The 19,536-nt window shown below is 60.0% G+C and carries 15 protein-coding genes; 7 read left to right on the top strand and 8 right to left on the bottom strand.

The genetic code is table 11. The features are described from left to right. Positions 1–131 precede the first annotated feature (131 nt). The 8 genes from HNP33_RS15670 to HNP33_RS15635 form a co-directional block, all read right to left on the bottom strand. Positions 132–1,301, bottom strand: coding sequence for a hypothetical protein (locus tag HNP33_RS15670; RefSeq protein WP_184709994.1), 1,170 nt, complete (start codon positions 1,299–1,301; stop codon positions 132–134). Positions 1,302–1,745: 444 nt separating this feature from the next. Further along, positions 1,746–2,963, bottom strand: coding sequence for a CaiB/BaiF CoA transferase family protein (locus HNP33_RS15665; protein ID WP_184709995.1), 1,218 nt, complete (start codon positions 2,961–2,963; stop codon positions 1,746–1,748). A 5-nt stretch (positions 2,964–2,968) separates the two neighbouring features. Continuing rightward, on the bottom strand, positions 2,969–4,012 hold the full coding sequence (locus HNP33_RS15660) for a Bug family tripartite tricarboxylate transporter substrate binding protein (protein WP_418903852.1): 1,044 nt from the start codon (positions 4,010–4,012) through the stop codon (positions 2,969–2,971). A 39-nt stretch (positions 4,013–4,051) separates the two neighbouring features. Further along, positions 4,052–5,854: an acyclic terpene utilization AtuA family protein gene (locus HNP33_RS15655; RefSeq protein ID WP_184709997.1), complete on the bottom strand. Its 1,803-nt coding sequence runs from the start codon at positions 5,852–5,854 to the stop codon at positions 4,052–4,054. After that, complete coding sequence (locus HNP33_RS15650; RefSeq protein ID WP_184709999.1) at positions 5,851–7,881, bottom strand: acetyl/propionyl/methylcrotonyl-CoA carboxylase subunit alpha; 2,031 nt, start codon at positions 7,879–7,881, stop codon at positions 5,851–5,853. Before HNP33_RS15650 ends, HNP33_RS15655 begins: the two co-directional genes overlap by 4 nt. Before the next feature lie 7 nt (positions 7,882–7,888). Next, positions 7,889–8,764 (bottom strand): enoyl-CoA hydratase/isomerase family protein, encoded by an 876-nt coding sequence (locus HNP33_RS15645; protein ID WP_184710001.1) that lies wholly within the window; start codon positions 8,762–8,764, stop codon positions 7,889–7,891. A 37-nt stretch (positions 8,765–8,801) separates the two neighbouring features. Continuing rightward, on the bottom strand, positions 8,802–9,965 hold the full coding sequence (locus HNP33_RS15640; protein WP_184710003.1) for an acyl-CoA dehydrogenase family protein: 1,164 nt from the start codon (positions 9,963–9,965) through the stop codon (positions 8,802–8,804). Between the two features lie 36 nt (positions 9,966–10,001). Continuing rightward, complete coding sequence (locus tag HNP33_RS15635; RefSeq protein ID WP_184710005.1) at positions 10,002–11,615, bottom strand: acyl-CoA carboxylase subunit beta; 1,614 nt, start codon at positions 11,613–11,615, stop codon at positions 10,002–10,004. A 36-nt stretch (positions 11,616–11,651) separates the two neighbouring features. Between HNP33_RS15635 and HNP33_RS15630 the strand changes: the two genes are divergently transcribed. From HNP33_RS15630 to HNP33_RS15600, 7 genes are all read left to right on the top strand, one after another. Further along, the gene (locus HNP33_RS15630; protein ID WP_233464549.1) at positions 11,652–12,551 is read left to right on the top strand and encodes an IclR family transcriptional regulator; all 900 of its coding nucleotides are present in this window, start codon (positions 11,652–11,654) and stop codon (positions 12,549–12,551) included. A 372-nt stretch (positions 12,552–12,923) separates the two neighbouring features. After that, positions 12,924–13,901, top strand: coding sequence for a YncE family protein (locus HNP33_RS15625; RefSeq protein WP_418903851.1), 978 nt, complete (start codon positions 12,924–12,926; stop codon positions 13,899–13,901). A 138-nt stretch (positions 13,902–14,039) separates the two neighbouring features. Continuing rightward, positions 14,040–14,723 carry a polysaccharide deacetylase family protein gene (locus HNP33_RS15620; RefSeq protein WP_233464548.1) on the top strand — a complete coding sequence of 228 codons (684 nt, stop codon included), beginning with the start codon at positions 14,040–14,042 and terminating at the stop codon, positions 14,721–14,723. Between the two features lie 69 nt (positions 14,724–14,792). Continuing rightward, complete coding sequence (locus tag HNP33_RS15615) at positions 14,793–15,851, top strand: sterol desaturase family protein (RefSeq protein ID WP_184710011.1); 1,059 nt, start codon at positions 14,793–14,795, stop codon at positions 15,849–15,851. A gap of 141 nt (positions 15,852–15,992) precedes the next feature. Then, positions 15,993–16,901, top strand: a complete 909-nt coding sequence (locus HNP33_RS15610; protein WP_184710013.1) for an EI24 domain-containing protein — start codon at positions 15,993–15,995, stop codon at positions 16,899–16,901. Between the two features lie 311 nt (positions 16,902–17,212). Beyond that, positions 17,213–18,628, top strand: a complete 1,416-nt coding sequence (gene glnA / locus HNP33_RS15605) for a type I glutamate--ammonia ligase (protein WP_184710015.1) — start codon at positions 17,213–17,215, stop codon at positions 18,626–18,628. A gap of 354 nt (positions 18,629–18,982) precedes the next feature. Next, positions 18,983–19,510: a hypothetical protein gene (locus tag HNP33_RS15600; RefSeq protein WP_184710017.1), complete on the top strand. Its 528-nt coding sequence runs from the start codon at positions 18,983–18,985 to the stop codon at positions 19,508–19,510. Positions 19,511–19,536 lie beyond the last annotated feature (26 nt).

Raw genomic sequence — 19,536 nt, 5'->3', positions numbered from 1 at the left:
CAGTTTGTGGTGCGGTACTTGCGCCGACCCCAGTTCGTCTCACTCATCATCCGAGCCTACTACCGCTGCGGCCCGGATTTGTGCAACAAAGCCCTGTCAGGCGGAACCGATGGAAACTGATATCCATCCCTTCAAGGCTGGACAGGCGCAAGAACCCGTCGGTATGCATCCCCCGGGGAAGAGGCTCTGCGAGCATCGCTTAATGTGAAGACGCATTGCAGATAGGTACTGGCATCGGCCCATTTTGCGCCATCGGCCTGGAGTTCGAACAGATTGCGCGTTACCTCCACGGCTTCGGGCCAGCGATCTTGGGCAACGGCAGCCATGGCCTCCCTGCTGTCGTCATGGTCGTGTAGAGCTCCATCCTGTGCACCATAGGCATGAAATTCCACGATCCGTGCAGGCGTCATAAATGAGGTGCCTTCGCATCGCTCACCGCTCAATTTCGGTTCCCGCTCAGCATGGGCTGCAGCAAAGGAGTCCTGGACGGTGTGCAGGACGGAGCCGAAGGCGATCTCACGAATCTGGGTAATCAGACCGCTCTCCGCATCCTGGCGGCCCAGCAGGTACAAATCTGCAACCGTCCATTCCGTGCAACCGAAATGCTGCTGGATAGTAGGATTGTCGATAGTCTTGAGCTGCGCCTGTGGACGGATTTCTTTGGAGGACACTTTCCACGCAAATTCAAGCCACTCCAGGATCTGGGCCCTGGTATAGACAGGATGCAGGTCGGGCGCGTTGGCCATGCCATGCAGGAACTGAAGGTCGCCAAAATGCGACCGCGTCATCAGATTGCCTTGAATGCTATTGGCCACCTTGTTGCAACCCACAATTGCCTTGGATTGGGCCTTGCGCTCTGCATCTTTGAACAGGCAATACCAGCATGCGGGCTGGGTAGAAAACCGAACGGTTTGATCTCGACAGACGTTCTTGCGGCCCATGTAGTCGCAGTTGCCTTGGCCTTTTTCCAGGAGAAAGGGGGGCAGGTCGTTCCAGCGTACTCCATAGATGACATAAGGCGATGCATACCCCACGTCACGGCCGCTGCAATAGGTATCCGTGGCGAGATTGGTGCGCTCCACATGGCACCACTTGCCGAGATGGGTGATTTCCTCATGGACAGGGGCTTTGACCAGAACTCCCAGTTTCCCCGCAATATCTGCCAGCGTTGAATTAGGTTCGTTGGTCAGGCGCTCTTCATGGCGGGTGCCAAGGGGGCCTATCTGAAACGCGGCGCTCCATCCCCAGGACAAGGTCAAGGCTCCAAGCGCAATCCATCGCAACATCTTTGAGAATTTCATGCTTTACTTCCCTCCGGTGACATTCTGGATAACAGCTGGTAGCGAATGCAAGGGAGAAACTACCGAGATATTTGAGGTGCATTCCAACCCGGAATCATTACTAGGGAAACCTTTGCCACACCCCCAGCCGCGGTCTGAATGCGGTCTCGGGCGATCCGCGTCCATCCCATCTGACGAGTGTTTTGCGGAGAATCTTTAAGGTGATTAAAGAGGCGCTCTCGACTTTTTTGCATTCTTTCGCCACGGCACAGCAGAGCGTTGCGTTGCATCGACGAGAGCCAATGGCTGGCGATGTTCAATATTTGAGCCCGCTGACAACGATAGGGCGTTGGATATGTCAACAGGCCAGGCCCCAAGCCTCCGCTATTTGCATGAACAGCACCATTGCATGGCAGGGGCGAGCGAGGTGACGGTTGACGGCGTCTTTCGCTCGCGGAATGAGGGTCAGATGACCTCGGATTTCGCCAGGTTCGCCAATGTCTCCGGGGGCAGCAGCAGTACCTCTTGAAGAACCTGTACCGTGTGAGCCCCCAACTGGGGAGGGCTTTGATGCTGGACTGGTGTGCGGGAAAAATTGAGCGGACTGCGTAGCGTTGGAATGTCAATTTGCCTTCCATGTTGCAAGGTGAGCGCCAGTTCTCGATGTTGTGTCTGAGGCTCTGCAAAAACTTGAGCCATGTCATTGATGGGCCCGCAGGGGACTCCCGCGTTTTCCAACGCCTCCAGCAGTATCGCTCGGGACTGCTTGAAAACCGCCTCGGCCATGGCGGAGCGTAAGCGGTGGCGGTTGGCTACGCGGCTGGCATTGGTGGCGAAATCGGTTTGCTTTGCAAGCTCTGGCAGACCCAGTACTTGGCAACAGGCGCTGAACTGCGCATTGTTTCCTGCCGCAATGATGAGCTGTCCGTCGGAGCAGGCAAACACTTCGGACGGCGAAGCAATGGGATTGGTGTTTCCCACGCGCTCCGGGCTTTTTCCGGTCATCAAATATCCCAAAGCCAAATGGCCGTTGAGTGCGACGGCCGAGTCGATCATGGCGCAGTCGATGTACTGGCCTTCGCCGGTACGCTGGCGGTGGAATAACGCTCCTAGAACCGCGATGGCTGCATTCTGCCCCGTGACCACGTCGGTGATCGGTATGGAGGTCCGCATCGGCCCGGCGCCTGCACTGCCATCGGGCTGGCCGCAGGTGCTCATCATGCCCGCCATGCCCTGCAAGATGAAGTCGTAGGCGGGGCGCTGGGCCATCGGGCCTGTCTGGCCAAAGCCAGTCAGCGAGCAATAGACCAGATCGGGCTTGATCTTCTGCAGGCTCGCATAGTCCAGTCCGTATTTTTTCAGGCTCCCCGCCTTGTAGTTCTCGACCACCACATCGCATTGCGCAGCCAAGCGGCGCACAAGATCGGCTCCTTGGGCTTGGCTGATGTCGATGGTGACCGAGCATTTGCCGCGGTTATAGGCAAGATACAGCGCCGAGTCGTTGCTGTCACTGCCTTCCTCATCGGGGAGAAACGGCCCCATGCGGCGGGTGTCATCGCCATCTTTGGGCTTTTCGATCTTGTAGACGGTAGCTCCCATATCGGCAAGGTGTTGTGTACATAACGGGCCGGCGATGACCCGTGTGAGATCGAGCACTTTGATGTTTTGCAAGATGGCAGACATGGTGCTTACTCCAGGCGGATATTGGCTTGCTTGACGACCTGGCCCCAGCGCTTGGCTTCGCTTTGCATGAAGCTGTTGAACTGAGCGGGCGTGCCACCTACAGGGTCGATGCCGTACTCGATGAGCTTGGCATGCACGTCTGGAGAATCAATGGCCGCTTGTAGTTCCGCCGAGAGTTTGTTGATGGTGGCACTGGGAACTTTGGCCGGAGCGAGCAAGCCGATCCAGCTGCCACCGGTCATGCCAGGGTAGCCCAGCTCGCTCATCGTAGGGACGTCGGGAATGCTGGGCCAGCGCTTTTCGCTGGTGATGGCCAGAGCGTTGAGCTTGCCGGCCTTGACTTGCGGCATCATGGTCTGTACCGAGTCAAACGCCATGGCTACCTGGCCAGAGAACATGTCGGTCAACGCGGGAGCCATGCCTTTGTAGGGTATGTGTGTGAGCTTGACCTTGGCGGCTTGACCAAACAGCTCACCCACCAGATGCGCGCCAGAGCCCGTGCCGCTGGAGGCAAAGCTGGCTTTGTCAGGATTGGCTTTGGCCCACTGCACAAATTCAGGAAGGGTTTTGGGTGGAAGCGCTGCGCTGGACACCATCAGCAAGGGAATATGCCCAAACTGGCTCACTCCGGTGAGGTCGGCCAATGGTGAAAAGCTCATTTTGGGGTATAGGCTGGGGTTTACCACATGGGCTGCCACGACGACCAGCAAGGTGTAGCCATCGGGTGAGGAGCGGGCAACATTTTGCGACCCGATCTGGCCGTTGGCCCCTGGCAGATTTTCGACCACCACCGGTGTTTTCAGGCGTTCGGACAGCTTCTGGGTGACCAGGCGCGTTACTGTGTCGGAGACTCCGCCTGCGGTATAGGGCACCACCACCCGGATCGGGCGGCTTGGATAGCTTTCCTGCGCCATAGTGTGGGGGGCGACGAGGGCGGCGCAAAGCGCCAAGATCGCCTGTATCAGACGGGTGCCCGTGCCTTTGCGTTTACTGCTTGATGGTGCTGCGACTAGGGGCTGCTGTGCAGGTGTGGCTGAAACTTGGTGCATGTTGTCTCCTCGGGATATGGTTGTCGTGAAAAGCGAATCTCAGTCCAGCAGCAGATGCCGCGGAACCTGAACTGGAATGCTCAGCAGCATTTGTGCAAATGATTTGCCCAAGGGGTCTGAGCGCAGGCTGCATACGCCGCCGCCGCCCAGGGCGTTGTGCAGAACAAAGTTGATGGCGTGCAGGCCTGGCACTTCGTAGCGCTGGACCGTGCCTTGCACCAGGTGGCTAAAGTACTGCTGGACCCGCGCGGTGCCCAGCTGCTCCAGCAACACGGGGTAGAGTTCGGGAGTCCGGGCGATCACGCCGATGTTTTCGTCATCGCCTTTGTCGCCGCTGCGTGCCCAGGCAATGCGTACCAGCTCGACTTGCTCACGCTCGCCATCGAGAGCCAGCGCGGCAGGGCCTTGAGCATGGCTTGGTGCACAGGAGGAATCGGCAACTGCGGGCGCTGCGATCAGCTGCTGCGACTGCCCCTGGAGCGTGACCGTCATCGGAACCAGCTGTTTGGGAACCAGGAAGGAGAACACCTTGAAAACGGGCTGGATATCTGCCCGCCCCGAAAAGGAAGAGCGGGTTCCCGGCCCCATCGAAGTGCCTGCGGACGCACATTCGCGTTGCAAAAATGACAGGCCCTTGGCCACGGCATGGCGTGCAGCAATGCGCAAGACAATTTCACGTGTGGGCAGCTGTTGAGCGTTGGGGCCATAGAGCGATTCGCTCCCCAGCAGTTCCACACAGGTCTCCGAGTAGTCGGACAGGCCCTGGTGGGCCAGTTGCTCGCGGGTACGCTGGAGCAGTGCCTCGGCGGTCTTGCGGGCTTTGGCGGATGCGTCCAGACCACGGATAGCCATCATCACTTGCAACTGGTAGCCATCCACATAGGTACCGTTGGCCTTATAGCTTGCCGTGGGTGCCTGGCCTCGGGCGCCTTGCACACGCACCCTGTTGGCGTCGATGGTTTGCACCGACACTTGGCGAAAGTCGCAAGTCACATCCGGCATCAGGTAGCAGGCGGGGTCACCTACCTCGTACAGGATTTGTTCTGAGACGGCGCCTCGATGGATCAGCCCCCCCGTACCAGTTGGTTTGCTCAGCGTGAAAGCGCCGTCGGGCTCGCAATCGATCACCGGGTAGCCCATGTGCGCCCAGTCCGGCACCAGATGCCAATCGGTGAACAGGCCGCCGGTGGCCTGAGCTCCGCACTCGATGACATGACCCGCCAGCGTGCCTGCGGCCAGGCGGTCCCAGTCGTCCCAGGCCCATTCAAACTCATGGGCAAGCACCCCGACCACCACGGCGCTGTCCACGCAGCGTCCGGTGATCACCACGTCTGCACCCATGGCCAGGGCTTGCGCAATACCTTGTGCGCCGGTGTAGGCGTTGGCAGAGCTGAGCTGCTCGGGCGGCACCTCTTGGGTATACATGTCCTTGAGACCCTGCTCGCGCAGCGTGGCGAAGAGCGCGCTGACGTCGTCGCCTGTGACCACCGCAATCTTGAGTGTCAGGCCCTGTGCTTCTGCCTCCTGGCTCAAAGCCTGGGCGCAGGCCATGGGGTTGAGCCCGCCTGCGTTGGACACCACGCGAATGCCTTTGGCGTGCAGCTCGCTCAGATGGGGAGCCATGGCCACGCTGACAAAATCGGTGGCGTAGCCCAGCGTCGGGTTCTTGCTGCGGGCCCGCGCCAGGATGGCCATGGTGGTTTCGGCCAGGTAGTCGTACACCAGGTACTGCATCCCTGGCACTTGCAGCAGCTGTGGTGTGGCAATGCTGGAGTCACCCCAGAATCCACTGGCACCGCCAATGCGCACGCTGCGGTTGGTAGAGAAGGGCGAGGCGCTCATGCGATCTCCTCTATGCGCAGCAATAAGCTGCCTTTGGTGGCCTGGATGTTGGGGCTGGCATGCAGCTCCACCACCCGGCCGGCGATGGGGGCCGTCAGGCTGTGCTCCATCTTCATGGCTTCGAGCACCGCCAGCGGTTGGCCCACGCTGACGGTCTGACCCAGCTCCACCACTACAGCAGCGACACGGCCGGTCAGCGGTGCGGTGACTGCGCCGCCGCCTTGCTCGGCCTTGCTGGATTTGTGCGCATCGGCTTGTTCGAAGTGCCAGGCCTGTCCGGCATGGAACAGCTCCAGCTGCAGTCCATGGCTCACGGCGATGGCTTTTTCCACCAGGCCGTTGCACTCCACCTGGAAGTGCTGATGCTCGGCATCGAACCAGCGCAGATCGCGCAGGAGGAAAATCACCGCTTCGGCACCGGCTTGTGCTCCGGGATCGTTCAGGCTGATCTTCCAGGTTTCGCCCAGGGCTTGTACCTCGGCATGCCAGCGTTGCTGGCCAACGGCGAGCTCCAGGGTGGCGGGAGCTCGCTGCAAATGGCTGCTGGAGGGGGTGCGAGCCAACAGCGCCAACGCTGCGAAAGCAACGCTGCGCGCACTGGCCACTGGTGGCGCGGCCAGACAGTGGCCCATGTACTGCTGCACAAAGCCCGTGTGGATGTCCTTGCCTTGGGCGAACTGAGGGCTGCGCAGACATTCGACCAGGAAATGCTGGTTGCTGGGTACACCGAGCAGCACGCAGTTCTGCAAGGCGGCAACCAGTTTGCGCCGAGCCTCTTCGCGGTTACTGCCATGCACCACTACCTTGGCGATCATGGAGTCGTAATAAGGGCTGATGGTGCAGCCACTGCCCAACGCTTGCTCCACGCGCACTTCCAAAGGCTGCAGATGTGTGGCCAGAGATGCGGGAGCGGCTGCATTGGGCGCCTGCCAGTACAAGACCTTGCCTGTCTGCGGCAGAAAGCCTGCAGCCACATCTTCGGCCGTCAGTCGGGCTTCAATCGCATGGCCCTGGATGCCGATGTCGCTTTGCTGCAAGCTGAGTGCCTCGCCGGCGGCAATGCGCAGCTGCCAGGCGACAAGGTCCAGGCCGGTGATGGCCTCGGTCACTGCATGTTCAACCTGCAGGCGGGTGTTCATTTCCATGAAAAAGAAGTCGCCATGGGCATCGAGCAGAAACTCCATGGTTCCGGCGCCGATGTAGCCGATCGCCTGGGCGGCCTTGACTGCAGCTTCGCCCATGCGCTGGCGTATCTCTAGTGTGACTGCGGTGGAGGGCGCTTCTTCGATCACCTTCTGGTGGCGGCGCTGGATGGAGCAGTCGCGCTCGCCCAGGTGAATGCAATGGCCGTGGCTGTCGGCCAGCAACTGGATCTCGATATGGCGCGGGGCCAGAATTGCTTTTTCCAGAATCAGCTCAGCGTTGCCAAAAGCCTGCAAAGCTTCGGAGCGTGCCGATGCCAGAGCGCCGGGTAGGTCTGCTGCCGCATGAACGAGGCGCATGCCCCGGCCTCCACCGCCTGCCGCTGCCTTCACCATGACGGGGTAGCCCATCTGCTGCGCTGCTGCAACAAAGGCGGTATCCGCCTGGTCGGCATCTTGGTAGCCTGGAATGCAGGGCATGCTCGCTTGCAGCATCAATTGCTTGGCGCGTGCTTTGTTGCCCATGGCCTTGATGGCTGCGCCGGTCGGGCCGATAAAGACCAGGCCAGCCTGGTCCACGGCGTTGGCAAAGTCTTCGTTCTCGGCCAGAAAGCCATATCCCGGATGCACGGCATCGGCTCCCGCCTGTCGGGCCGCGGCCAGGATGGCTTCGATGTTGAGGTAGCTCTCGCGCGGCAGCGCAGCGCCTACGCAGACAGCGGCGTCAGCCGCTTGTACGTGGGGGCTGTCGCGGTCGACTTCCGAATAAATGGCGACTGTGCGATAGCCCAGCAGGCGCGCCGACTGGATGATACGCAGCGCAATCTCGCCACGGTTGGCGATGAGCACGCTGTGAAAGGGGCGGATTTGTTTGGTGACTGGCATAGGCGGCTCAGGGGCGGGGAGTTGTAGGCGTGGTGGGGTCGCAGCCTTGGGCTTGGCGAATCTGCTCCGCATCGAAGCTGGCATGCCAGCGTGCGGGGCGCTTTTCTTTGAAGGCGGCAATGCCTTCCGGCCCTTCGTCGCGCATGCAGGCCGAAAAGGATTCGGCAGCAACATCCAGCATTTGAGATAAAGGCTGGGCGGGGTCGTTACAGACAAACAAGCGCTTGAGCGCACGATTGGCCCCTGGGGCGCAGCGACACATGCGGCTGAGCCAGAGCGCCAGCCGCTCATCCAGCGCGTGGCTGTCGGGCACCAGCTCATCCACCAGGCCCAGTGCCAAGGCTTGTGGCCCGCTGACACGCTCGCCGAACAAGCCAAGGCGCAAGGCGTTGCGCCGGCCCAGGCGGGCTTCCACGAAGGGGGCGATCTGCGCAGGAATGATGCCAAGGGCGGTTTCGGTCAGTGCGAACCTGGCGTCTTCGGTGGCGAGGACGATGTCAGCCGTACAGGCCAGGCCCATGCCGCCACCCATGGCTGCACCTTCTACTGCTGCGATGATGGGCACGGGCAAGGCAGACCACAGCTCCAGGAACTTGCCGAATTCGCGGTTGCGGGCGGCGATGGGGTCTTGCGTGGGCGCTGTCTGCTGGTGGGCCTGGAGGCGCGACTGGAAGCTGCCAATATTGCCGCCGGCGCAGAAGAAGCCTTGGCTGCCGCGCAGCACGATGGCGCGTAGGGCTGCATCGGCTTGCGCAAGCGTGCTCACCTGGTAGAGCTCGGCAGTGACTTCGGGCGAGAGCGCGTTGCGGGTATCTGGGCAGTGCAGGGTGACGAACAGCACGTCCTGGACGCGGTTCACTCGCAAATGGGTGTAGCGGTTCATGGAATTTTCAGGTTTGGTGGGGCGGGAGGGCGCGGGCTCAGGCGCTGAAATCCATCAAACCCATCTTGCGGGCGATCACCATCATCATCACTTCGTCGGCACCGCCGCCAATCGAGCCGAGGCGGTAGTCGCGGTAGGCCCGCGAGACGCGGTTCTCCCAGGTGTAGCCCATGCCTCCTTGGAACTGCATGCACCAATCGGCCACTTCGCGGCCCAGGCGTCCGGCCTTGAGCTTGGCCATGGAGGCCAGCTCGATCACGTCTTCGCCTTGCACATAGGCGGCGGTAGCGCGGTACACCAGCGAGCGCAAGGCTTCAATCTCGGTCTTGAGCTCGGCCAGCTTGTACTGGATGAACTGGTTGTCCAGCAGCGGGCGGCCAAAGGCAATGCGCTGGCGCAGATAGTCGGCGGTCTCCTGGATCAGCTCCATGCTGGCCAGGCGGCGGGCTGCACCGTCCAGACGCTCCTCTTGGAACTGCTTCATCTGATAGATGAAACCCATGCCTTCTTCGCCAATGCGGTGGCGCACGGGCACGCGCACGTCGTCAAAAAAGATCTGTGCGGTGTCGGAAGACCACATGCCGAACTTCTTGATCTTTTGCACGCTGATGCCTTTGGCACGTTGCCCTTGCTCTTTGAGCGGTACGATGATGAGCGACTTGTTCTTGTGCGGCGAACCTTCCGAGGTATTGGCCAGCAGGCAGATCCAGTCGGCCTGGGTACCGTTGGTGATCCACATCTTGGAGCCGTTGATGATGTAGTCATCGCCATCGCGGCGCGCCGTGGTCTTGAGCGACGAGACATCGGAGCCCGCTCCTTGCTCGGAGACTCCGATGCTGCAGACCACATCGCCCGCAATGGCGGGGGCCAGAAACTCCTGGCGCAGCGCGTCGGAGCCAAAGGCTGCCAGCGCTGGTGTTGCCATATTGGTCTGCACGCCCACACCCATGCTGACGCCCTGGGCCTTGGCATGGCCTATGGCTTCGGCCGCGGCCAAGGCGTACGAAAAATCCAGCCCCAGACCACCATAGGCCTCAGGTTTGGAAATGCCCAGAAAACCCAATTGCCCCATCTTCTTGAAAAGCGCGTGGGCGGGAAAGATTTCGTTGGCTTCCCATTCGTCGACAAACGGGTCGATCTCGTTGGCCACAAAGCGGCGAATACTGGCCATCAGTTCATGGTGTTCGGCGGTATAGAGCATGGCGTATTCCTGGAGGTCAAAGGAGTGATGGCCGCTTCAGAAGCGCGCCACACCAAAAGAGAGGGGACGAGGTCGTCGTTGCTCGGCCTCGCGGATGGTGGCCAGCGTGAACAGCAGCACATCGCGGGTAGTGCGCGGGTCTATCACACCATCGTCGAGCAGATGGCCACTGGTGTAGAAGGCGCTGGCCTGTTTGTCGAAATGGGCGACGATTTCTGCCTTTTGCCGTGCCAAGGCGGCTTCGTTGACGGGCTCGTTTTTTCGCTCGGCTTTGGCGCGCTCGACAATCTCCAGTGTGGTGGCTGCTTGTTCGCCCCCCATGACGGCTGTGCGGGCGTTGGGCCAGGAAAAGCAAAAGCGCGGCTTGAATGCACGGCCACACATGCCGTAGTTGCCAGCGCCAAACGAGGCGCCGCAGTAAATGGTGATCTGCGCCACGCTGGAGTTTGACAAGGCCTGGATCAGCTTGGATCCGTGCTTGATCATGCCGGCTTCTTCCGAGGCTCGGCCCACGATGAAACCCGTGGTGTTCTGCAAAAAGACGATCGGCGTCTGGCTTTGGTTGCACAACTGTATAAATTGCGCAGCCTTGGTGGCCCCGGCCGGGTCCAGCGGGCCGTTGTTGCTGATAAAGCCAACTACATTGCCATCCATGCGGCCATGGCCACAGATGGTGGCCGGGCCGTAGTCGGGCTTGAAATCCATCCAGCGCGAATCGTCTACCAGGCGGGCAATCACTTCGCGCATGTCCATGGGCTTTTTGTGCTCCAGCACCATCACACCTGCCAGTTGCTCGGGCTCCAGGCGTGGGGCAACTGTGTTGCTGGCGGCCTGGGCCGGATCCCAGTTCAGGCTGCCCACAACATCGCGAGCAATGGCGATGGCGTGGGCATCGTCTTCGGCCACATATTCGGCCAGGCCGCTGATAGTCGCATGCATATTGGTGCCGCCCAGGTCTTCGGCGCTGGCAATCTCGCCAGTAGCGGCCTTGAGCAGAGGGGGGCCGGCTAAAAATGCCCGCGCCTGGCCGCGTACCATGACCACATAGTCCGACAGGCCCGGCATATAGGCGCCCCCAGCGGTGGATGAACCGTGCACCACCGTAATGACCGGCAAGCCGGCTGCCGACATGCGGGCCAGGTTGTAGAACATGCCACCGCCCCGGATAAATTTGTCCACCCGGTATTGGCGCAAATTGGAGCCCGCCGATTCCACCAAATGGATGAAGGGCAGTTTGTTCTCCAGCGCGATCTCCTGGCAGCGCATGAGCTTCTGGTTGCCCGCTTCGGTCAGTGCGCCAGCGTTGATTCCTGAGTCGGTCGCCACCACCATGCATCGCACGCCATTGACGATGCCGATGCCGGCGAGCTGAGAGCCGCCAGGGATGGTCGCCTCCAGATCGTCGCTGTCCATGCCGTAGCCTGCCAAATTGCACAGCGGCAGAAACGGAGCAAGCGGATCGAGCAGGCGTGCAAGGCGCTCGCGGGGGAGCAATGCGCCGCGCTTGGAAAAGGTGGCCTTGGCCTGGGCAGACTTGTGCATTGCACGCTGCTCCAGTGCCTGCAATTGCTCAATCAGTGCGAGCATGCCGGAGCGCTGCAACTCGTATTCCGGGCTGTGGACTTGGATGCGGGTGTCAAACGGTGTCATGGGAAAACTGCATAAAGGCAATCAATGGTGTTGTCCATGATTGAAAAAGATGCAGTTCGGCAAGACAAACGAAAATACGAGTTTTGTGCACTATATGCACAAATAAGGGATTACCTGAGAGCGCGAATGCGCGTTAGGGAGCACCATGCAATCATGATGAAAGGTAAGCAAATAGCCGCAGATGGAGCCAGCCGAGGCCGATCTCATGGCGCTCAAAGCGTGGACCGTGCCTTGGAGCTTTTGAGTTTGGTGGCTGCCCAGCATGGCGATGGCATCAAGATCCCGGCGCTGGTGCAACGCACAGGGCTCGATCGCACCACGGTGCATCGCCTGATCAAAGCGCTGGAACGGCACCAGCTACTGCACCGAGAAGCGCGCACCGAAGGCTACCGGCTGGGTCTGGAAGCCTATGCGCTGGGCCAGGCCAGCATGCCGCGGCCTCCGCTGGTGCGGCAATACACCGCCTTGATGAAGTCTCTTGCGCGTCGTGTGGACGAGCCTTTGTTTCTAGTCGCTCGTGCGGGTGATTACAGCCATTGCCTGCATATGGAAGCGGGTTCAAGACCGGTCAAAACCTTCAGCGAAACCGTGGGCGGTATCCGTTTGCTGGGTCTGGGCGTGCCGAGCTTCGCCATGCTCTCGCACATGGGCGACAGCGAGGTGCTGGCGCATTACGAGCGCTTTCAAGAAGAGTATCTGAAGAACCGTATGACACTTGCGCGCCTGCGCAAATGGGTGGATGAAGGGCGGCAACAGGGCTTCTCTCACATTCATGGCAAGGGAGTGCGGGGCGTGGGCGTGCGCTTTTCCTTTGGCATCAGTGGCGAGGCTGCCTTGGGTTTCGTGGCGCCGTCGTCGCGTCTGGGCAGAAACGCAGCCATCGATATTGGTAACTGGCTGAGGCAGGAGGTGATCGCCCTGCAAGGGCATCCGTGAAGCCAAGGGTTCAGCAACAGTCACAGCGCTAGAGCGGTTTCCAGAAGCACCTCTGGGGATCAGCGGGTGCAGAGGCCTCGAAAGAGGAGCTAGTGGGTTGGATTTATTGAGATTTTCTGTCAGCTGATCATCACGGGGGAGTGACCTCCCCTCCATGGCACGCATCGGCCGCCGGACGGCTGCCCGCCGTGCAATGTTTACAAGAGCCGCCCATCATGGATGAGTGGTTTTTTTGCTTGGCGTCATATCAATGGTTGATGGAGGAGGGCTCCCGTGCATGGGCGACGAATATTTACATTGACGCCATTCGGGTACTGCTGGTAACCGCCTTGCGGGCGGCTACACTCGCTGCGTTACTCGTACGGATTGCTTGTGAAGCCCTTTAATCTCGCCCGCTCCCTGCTGGTGGCCGCTTCGGCAGCGGCAGCACTGGCCGCCCATGCGGCAAACCCCATTCTGGTGCTCAATTCGCTGGATGCCAATATCAGCGTCATTGATCCTGCGACCTGGAAAGAGGTCAAGCGCATCCCCACGGGCAAGGAGCCGCACCACTTGTATCTCACTCCCGACAGCAAATCCGTCATCGTGGCAAATGCCACAGGCGATTCGCTCACCTTTGTCGACCCCAAGACCGCCGATGTGCAGCGTGTGATCCAGGGCATCTCCGATCCCTACCATCTGCGATTCTCGCCCGATATGAAGTGGTTTGTCACTGCGGCCAACCGCCTTAACCATATTGATATCTATAGTTGGAACGGCACCGATCCCAAACTGGTCAAGCGTATCTCGACCGGCAAGACGCCCAGCCACCTGTGGATCGACAGCAAGAGCACAACCATCTACTCCACCATGCAGGACAGCGACGAGCTGGTCGCCATCGATATCGCCAGCCAGACGCTTAAGTGGCGCATCAAGACCGGCCCCATGCCGGCCGATCTGTACGGCAGCCCCGATAACAAGTTCGTGTTTGTGGCGCTCACGGGCGGCGAGGGCGTGCAGGTGTTCGATGTGGCCGGAGCGCAGCCCAAGCTGGTCAACACCATCAAGACGGACAAGGGCGCGCACGCATTCCGTGCAGCGGGTGACGGCCGCCACCTGTTTGTGAGCAACCGCGTGGCCAACACCATCAGCAAGCTCGACATGCAAAGCCAGACCGTGGTGGACAAATACCCCGGCCCCAGCGGCCCTGATTGCATGGATGTAACGCCTGACGGGCGTTATATCTACCTCAGCTCTCGCTGGGCGGGCAAGATGAGCGTGATCGACACCAAGGAGCGCAAGGTCGTGAGCCAGGTCAAGGTCGGCAAGTCGCCGCACGGCATCTGGACCTTGGACCATGCTCCGCGCTGAAATGGGCCGCGCATGCGCCTGAATACTCTTTTTTTGATAGCTATCAGCGCTTCATCCATAGGTGCTAACGCGCAAAATCATGCTGATTCTGCAGCCAGTTGCAGCAAACCCGTTTATCTGACGCTCGATACCGGCCACATGGGGGTGGCTGACAAGATTGCCGAAGTGCTGCGCCAGGAAAATGTGAAAGTCACTTTTTTCGCCGCCAACGAGCGCACCAAGGAAGGTGACGGAAGCCTGGGCCAGCACTGGGCGCCCTGGTGGAAGGCACGTGCGGCCGAAGGCCACGCCTTTGCTTCGCACACATGGGATCACGTGTATTGGCGTGCCGATGGAAAAGCGGAGCAGGGCGCGGTGCGCAGCTTCACGGTGCGCCCTTCGCAGGGGCCCGATGCGGGCAAGACTGCGGTGATGACCGTGCCCCAATACTGTGCCGAGATCAAGAAATCCGAGGATCGCCTGCAGCAGATTACGGGCGCCAAGCCATTGCCGCTGTTTCGTGCGCCTGGCGGCAAGACATCTCCCGCCTTGATTGCTGCGGCGCAAAGCTGTGGTTATGCGTATGTGGGATGGTCGCCTGCCGGTTTTCTGGGCGATGAATTGCCCAGCGACAAGTACCCCAATGCGATGCTGCTGGACAAGGCGCTCAAGAGCATCCGCACTGGCGATATTCTTCTGGCGCATCTGGGTATCTGGGATCGCAAGGACCCCTGGGCACCTGCTGTGCTCCAGCCGCTGATCCAGGGGCTCAAGGCCCAGGGCTTTTGCTTTGCCACGCTGCGCGATCATCCCCAGTACCGTGAATGGATTCGCAGCCACTGACCGCCGTGATCGGCAGTTTTGGGCACACTGAACGGGCTTGCGGTACGCAGGCACAGGTAATTTCTAGCTATGGAATTCTTCAGCTCTCTTTTCGACACTGCCCAGCAGTGGGTGTTTGAACAGGTGTTCCAGCCGCTGTTGTTCAACATGGGTCTGGCCAACTATCTGGAAGACGGCTATACCGCAGCGGGCTGGTTTCTGGTGGGCTGCCTGCAGATTGTCATCATGGTGCTGGTGATTGCCCCGCTGCAACGCTGGAGGCCAGTGGAGGCGGTGAGCGACAGGCACGCCATCCGCATCGACATCCTCTACACGCTGATCCACCGTCTGGGACTGTTCCGCCTGGGACTGTTCTTTACGATCGATCCTCTGTGGGACTGGGCGGTAGGGGGTCTGCGCATGCAAGGGTTTGAGACCTGGCATGTGGACGCACTCTGGCCGGGGGTGACCGATGTGGCCTGGGTCAGCCTGCTGATCTATTTGGTGATTTTTGACTTTGTCGCCTACTGGATCCACCGCGGCCAGCACAGTTTCGTCTGGTGGTGGAAACTGCACGCGCTGCACCATTCGCAGCGCCAGATGACGATGTGGAGCGATAACCGCAACCACCTGCTGGACGATATTTTGACCGACAGCATTCTGGTGCTGGTGGCCGTGTTGATCGGTGTGGCCCCAAGCCAGTTTGTAGCCATCGTCGCCATTACGCAGTTGAGCGAAAGCTTGCAACATGCCAATCTGCGCATGTGGTTTGGACGGCTGGGTGAGCGGTTGTGGATCAGCCCGCGTTTTCACCGCCGCCACCATGCAATCGGCATCGGACACGAATCGCCCGCGAAAAACGCAGATGAAAATGTATCGCCAGCATATGCCAGTCAAGCGCAGGCTGCTCTCAATGCAGAAGTAAAAAGCGCTGCGGCTACCCGGCCGCGCCTGGGGGGCTGCAACTTTGGCGTGTTGCTGCCCTGGTGGGACATGCTGTTTGGCACCGCCAATTTTGAGCTGCGCTACGATCCGACTGGCATCCGCGACCAGGTGCAGCCCAACAGGCAGGGCCAGTTGCGCGACTATGGCCGCGGCTTCTGGAGCCAGCAGTGGCGCGGCGTGCTCCGGCTGCTGAACAAGGCCTGATACCTTCCCCAATGCTTGCGCGGGGCGGCTTTCGCCTTTGGGCAGGGGAAGAGCGGCATCGACAGGGCGTGCTGTTGCCGGTTAGCATGACCATTCGTTTTTATGCACAAGATCGTAAACACGTTCTAAGGAATTCTTCCCATGTCCCAAGGCTCCAGCCTGATGCTTGATTCTTTCTGGCGCGCTGCAGCGTATTGCTTTCGCCCCAAGGTGATTGCGCTGTCTCTGGTGCCGCTGGTCGTGATGCTGCTGGTACTGGGTGGCTGGAGCTACTTCTACTGGACGGCCAGTGTGGCCGCAGTACAGCATTGGGTAGAAACCATCGGCTGGCTGCGCACCATGTTCAGCTGGTTTGGCGGCAGTGGCACCGAAGGCTTTGCTGCGGGCGTGGCGCCGTTTGTGGTGCTGGTGCTGTTGACCCCCGTTGCAGCGGTGCTGGCGCTGCTCATCATTGCCTTGCTGATGACACCGGCGCTGGTGCGTATGGTGACGGAGCAGCGCTTTGCCATGCTGGCCAAAAAACACGGCACGGGCCTCGTGGCCAGTGTGGTGTGGGCCCTGGGCACATCGGCTGTGGCAGTGGTTGCCTTTGTCGTCACGATGCCACTGTGGCTGATTCCTCCGCTGGTGCTGGTGGTGCCACCTGTCATCTGGGGCTGGCTGACTTACCGGGTCATGAGCGTGGATGCGCTGGCCGAGCACGCAAGCAAGCCCGAGCGCGATGCGCTGCTGCAGCGCCATCGCTGGCCGCTCCTGCTGATGGGCGTGATCAGCGGCTATATCGGCATTGCGCCCAGCATCGTCTGGGCCTCGGGCATCGTCTTTACCATTGGTTTTGTAGTGCTGGTGCCGCTGGCAGTATGGATCTATGCCATCACCTTTGCATTCTCGTCGCTGTGGTTCATCCATTTCGGGCTGGCTGCCTTGCAGGCCTTGCGCGCAGAGCAGGGTGAAATACCGGTAGCGCAGGCGAAAGCCCCCGATGTTTTGCCGTCCCAGACGAGTGGACAGCTAGAGAACCACCCGGATAACCACCTTGGTGCACCATGAAACGCTTGAATGCACAAATTTGGTGCATTAAGATGCCAAATTGGTGCGGAGAAGCTGGGTCTTGGTGCTTGATGCAGTCCGCACCGCAGTGGTGCGAAGACCGGGCTCTGCCGTTCGTTCTGGCTTGCGCAAATTCCTCTGCAATGGCTATCCCAAGGCGCTAAAAGCGCGGTACAGTCACGCTCGGTACGGTGGCAGACACGGCCCGGTGCATTGGGCTGCACGGAGCAGGCGGAGTTCATAAAACTGGCACGCAATCTGCTTTAGTCTTGCCACAGTCTTTTTATTGATGTTTTTCTTTGGAGCTTTAGATGGCCAAGAGCGTTGCAGATGTGATGAGCATGTTGGACGAGAACGAGGTCAAGTTCGTTGACCTGCGTTTCACTGATACCCGTGGCAAGGAACAGCACGTCACGGTGCCAATCTCGCACTTTGACGAAGACAAGTTCACCTCGGGCCATGCGTTTGACGGCTCCTCCGTCGCTGGCTGGAAGGGCATTGAAGCCTCGGACATGCTCTTGATGCCTGATCCGAACACCGCCAACATCGATCCATTCTTTGACGAAACCACACTGTTCCTGCAGTGCGACGTGATCGAGCCGGGTGACGGCAAGGCCTACGACCGCGATCCACGCTCGGTCGCCAAGCGCGCCGAAGCCTATCTGAAGGCTTCTGGCCTTGGCGACACAGCCTACTTTGGTCCTGAGCCAGAATTCTTCATCTTTGATGGCGTGCGTTGGAGCACCGAACCCAACAACCCGTTCTACGACATCGAAGAGTACGAAGCTCCCTGGAACAGCGGCACCAAGTTCGATTCCGGCAACCGTGGTCACCGTCCACGTGTCAAGGGCGGCTACTTCCCTGTTCCTCCTGTCGACAGCACGCAAGACATGCGCGCTGAAATGTCCCTGCTGCTCGAATCGCTGGGCATTCCCGTCGAAGTGTTCCACCACGAGGTGGCAGGCGCTGGCCAGAATGAGCTGGGCACCCGTTTCTCGACCCTGGTGGAACGCGCTGACTGGACGCAGGTGCAAAAGTACGTGATCTGGAACGTGGCCGACACCTATGGCAAGACGGCGACCTTCATGCCCAAGCCTTACGCTGGCGACAATGGCTCCGGCATGCACGTGCACCAGTCCGTCTGGAAGGACGGCAAGAACCTGTTTGCTGGCGACGGCTATGCCGGCCTGTCGGATTTTGCGCTGTACTACATCGGCGGCATCATCAAGCACGCACGTGCCTTGAACGCCATCACCAACCCTGGCACCAACAGCTACAAGCGCCTGGTGCCCGGTTACGAAGCACCAGTCAAGCTGGCGTACTCGGCCAAGAACCGCTCGGCATCGATCCGCATTCCTTACGTGAGCAACCCCAAGGGCCGTCGCGTGGAAGCCCGCTTCCCTGATCCGCTGATGAACCCTTACCTGGGCTTTGCAGCGCTGCTGATGGCAGGCCTTGACGGCGTGGAAAACAAGATCCACCCAGGCGAAGCAGCCACCAAGGATCTGTACCACCTGCCTCCTGAAGAAGACAAGCTGGTGCCTACCGTGTGCCACAGCCTCGATCAGGCGCTCGAAGCCCTGGATGCAGACCGCGCCTTCCTGACCAAGGGTGGTGTGTTCAGCGACAGCATGCTTGACGCCTACATCGAGCTGAAAATGAGCGAGGTGACCCGCTTCCGTCAGGCGGTGCACCCTGTCGAGTTCGACATGTACTATTCGCTGTAAAGCTGTTGTGGCTGGAGCGGCATTGCTGCCGCTCTTTGGCGATTTCTGTAAAGCGGCCTGTATTGCACAGGCCGTTTTTTCATTTCTTGTTTTTGTATAAAGTTGATAGCAAAGCGGTTTGGCGGGCCGGGCATGGTGTGGCCCAGGCGCTGCGAATCTGTAACAGTAGGAACTGTTATTCATGGTCAGCCTCTGTTTGTCTATACACTGCCTGTGCACGCCACAGCAGTTGCCCGCGTTATGAAACGTGATTGCAGCTAGTATTTGTTTGCTGTTGCAATGGGGTGCTGGAATCTTTGATGTACAGATTGGCGTGATACTTGCCACTGTGGAGTGAATGGGCGAAGAGAGGTTATGCATATCAAGTGGTTGTTTTTGGCGGTTGCAATGGCGGGTGCGCAGGGCGCTGTGGCGCAGGATCGCATTTATCGCTGCGGCAATGAATACACCAATGACGCGGCCAAGGCGCGCCAGCGGGGTTGTGCCCAGATCGAGGCTGCCAATGTGACCATTGTGCAGGGCACGCGCCTGCAAGGTGGTGCAGGGGCGGCCAGTCCGGCACCCGCTCCGTCAGCAGCCGCACCACGCCCCGCCCGTGCACCGGCAGCAGCAACGCCGGCGCCGCGTTCCACATCGGCTGAAGGCCGTGCGCGTGATTCCGACGCGCGGCTGATTCTTGAGACCGAATTGAAGAAGGCCGAGACGCGCAAGGCAGATCTGGCGCGTGAGTACAACAACGGCGAGCCTCAAAAGAATGCACTGGAGATGCGCAATCCTGCCTTCTACAACAAGCGCGTGGAAGACCTCAAGGCTGAGATCACACGCATGGACAGTGATATCGCCGGTATTCAGCGCGAGCTGCAACGCTTGCCTCCGCCTTGATTCCTCTTTCTTTGCCGCTGCAACCC

Source organism: Comamonas odontotermitis (assembly GCF_014207855.1).
In the GTDB taxonomy this organism is placed as follows: domain Bacteria; phylum Pseudomonadota; class Gammaproteobacteria; order Burkholderiales; family Burkholderiaceae_C; genus Comamonas; species Comamonas odontotermitis_A.
The sequence above is the reverse complement of the archived record's forward strand: the minus strand, read 5'-3'. Positions and strand labels throughout refer to the sequence as shown.

What these genes read in the sequence shown, in the direction of transcription:
- HNP33_RS15600 (WP_184710017.1), top strand. Translation starts at nt 18,983, where the DNA reads ATGCATATCAAGTGGTTGTTTTTGGCGGTTGCAATGGCGGGTGCGCAG.
- HNP33_RS15660 (WP_418903852.1), bottom strand. Translation starts at nt 4,012, where the DNA reads ATGCACCAAGTTTCAGCCACACCTGCACAGCAGCCCCTAGTCGCAGCA.
- HNP33_RS15650 (WP_184709999.1), bottom strand. Translation starts at nt 7,881, where the DNA reads ATGCCAGTCACCAAACAAATCCGCCCCTTTCACAGCGTGCTCATCGCC.
- HNP33_RS15610 (WP_184710013.1), top strand. Translation starts at nt 15,993, where the DNA reads ATGTCCCAAGGCTCCAGCCTGATGCTTGATTCTTTCTGGCGCGCTGCA.
- HNP33_RS15615 (WP_184710011.1), top strand. Translation starts at nt 14,793, where the DNA reads ATGGAATTCTTCAGCTCTCTTTTCGACACTGCCCAGCAGTGGGTGTTT.
- HNP33_RS15635 (WP_184710005.1), bottom strand. Translation starts at nt 11,615, where the DNA reads ATGACACCGTTTGACACCCGCATCCAAGTCCACAGCCCGGAATACGAG.
- HNP33_RS15640 (WP_184710003.1), bottom strand. Translation starts at nt 9,965, where the DNA reads ATGCTCTATACCGCCGAACACCATGAACTGATGGCCAGTATTCGCCGC.
- HNP33_RS15645 (WP_184710001.1), bottom strand. Translation starts at nt 8,764, where the DNA reads ATGAACCGCTACACCCATTTGCGAGTGAACCGCGTCCAGGACGTGCTG.
- HNP33_RS15620 (WP_233464548.1), top strand. Translation starts at nt 14,040, where the DNA reads ATGGGGGTGGCTGACAAGATTGCCGAAGTGCTGCGCCAGGAAAATGTG.
- HNP33_RS15665 (WP_184709995.1), bottom strand. Translation starts at nt 2,963, where the DNA reads ATGTCTGCCATCTTGCAAAACATCAAAGTGCTCGATCTCACACGGGTC.
- glnA (WP_184710015.1), top strand. Translation starts at nt 17,213, where the DNA reads ATGGCCAAGAGCGTTGCAGATGTGATGAGCATGTTGGACGAGAACGAG.
- HNP33_RS15670 (WP_184709994.1), bottom strand. Translation starts at nt 1,301, where the DNA reads ATGAAATTCTCAAAGATGTTGCGATGGATTGCGCTTGGAGCCTTGACC.
- HNP33_RS15655 (WP_184709997.1), bottom strand. Translation starts at nt 5,854, where the DNA reads ATGAGCGCCTCGCCCTTCTCTACCAACCGCAGCGTGCGCATTGGCGGT.
- HNP33_RS15630 (WP_233464549.1), top strand. Translation starts at nt 11,652, where the DNA reads ATGATTGAAAAAGATGCAGTTCGGCAAGACAAACGAAAATACGAGTTT.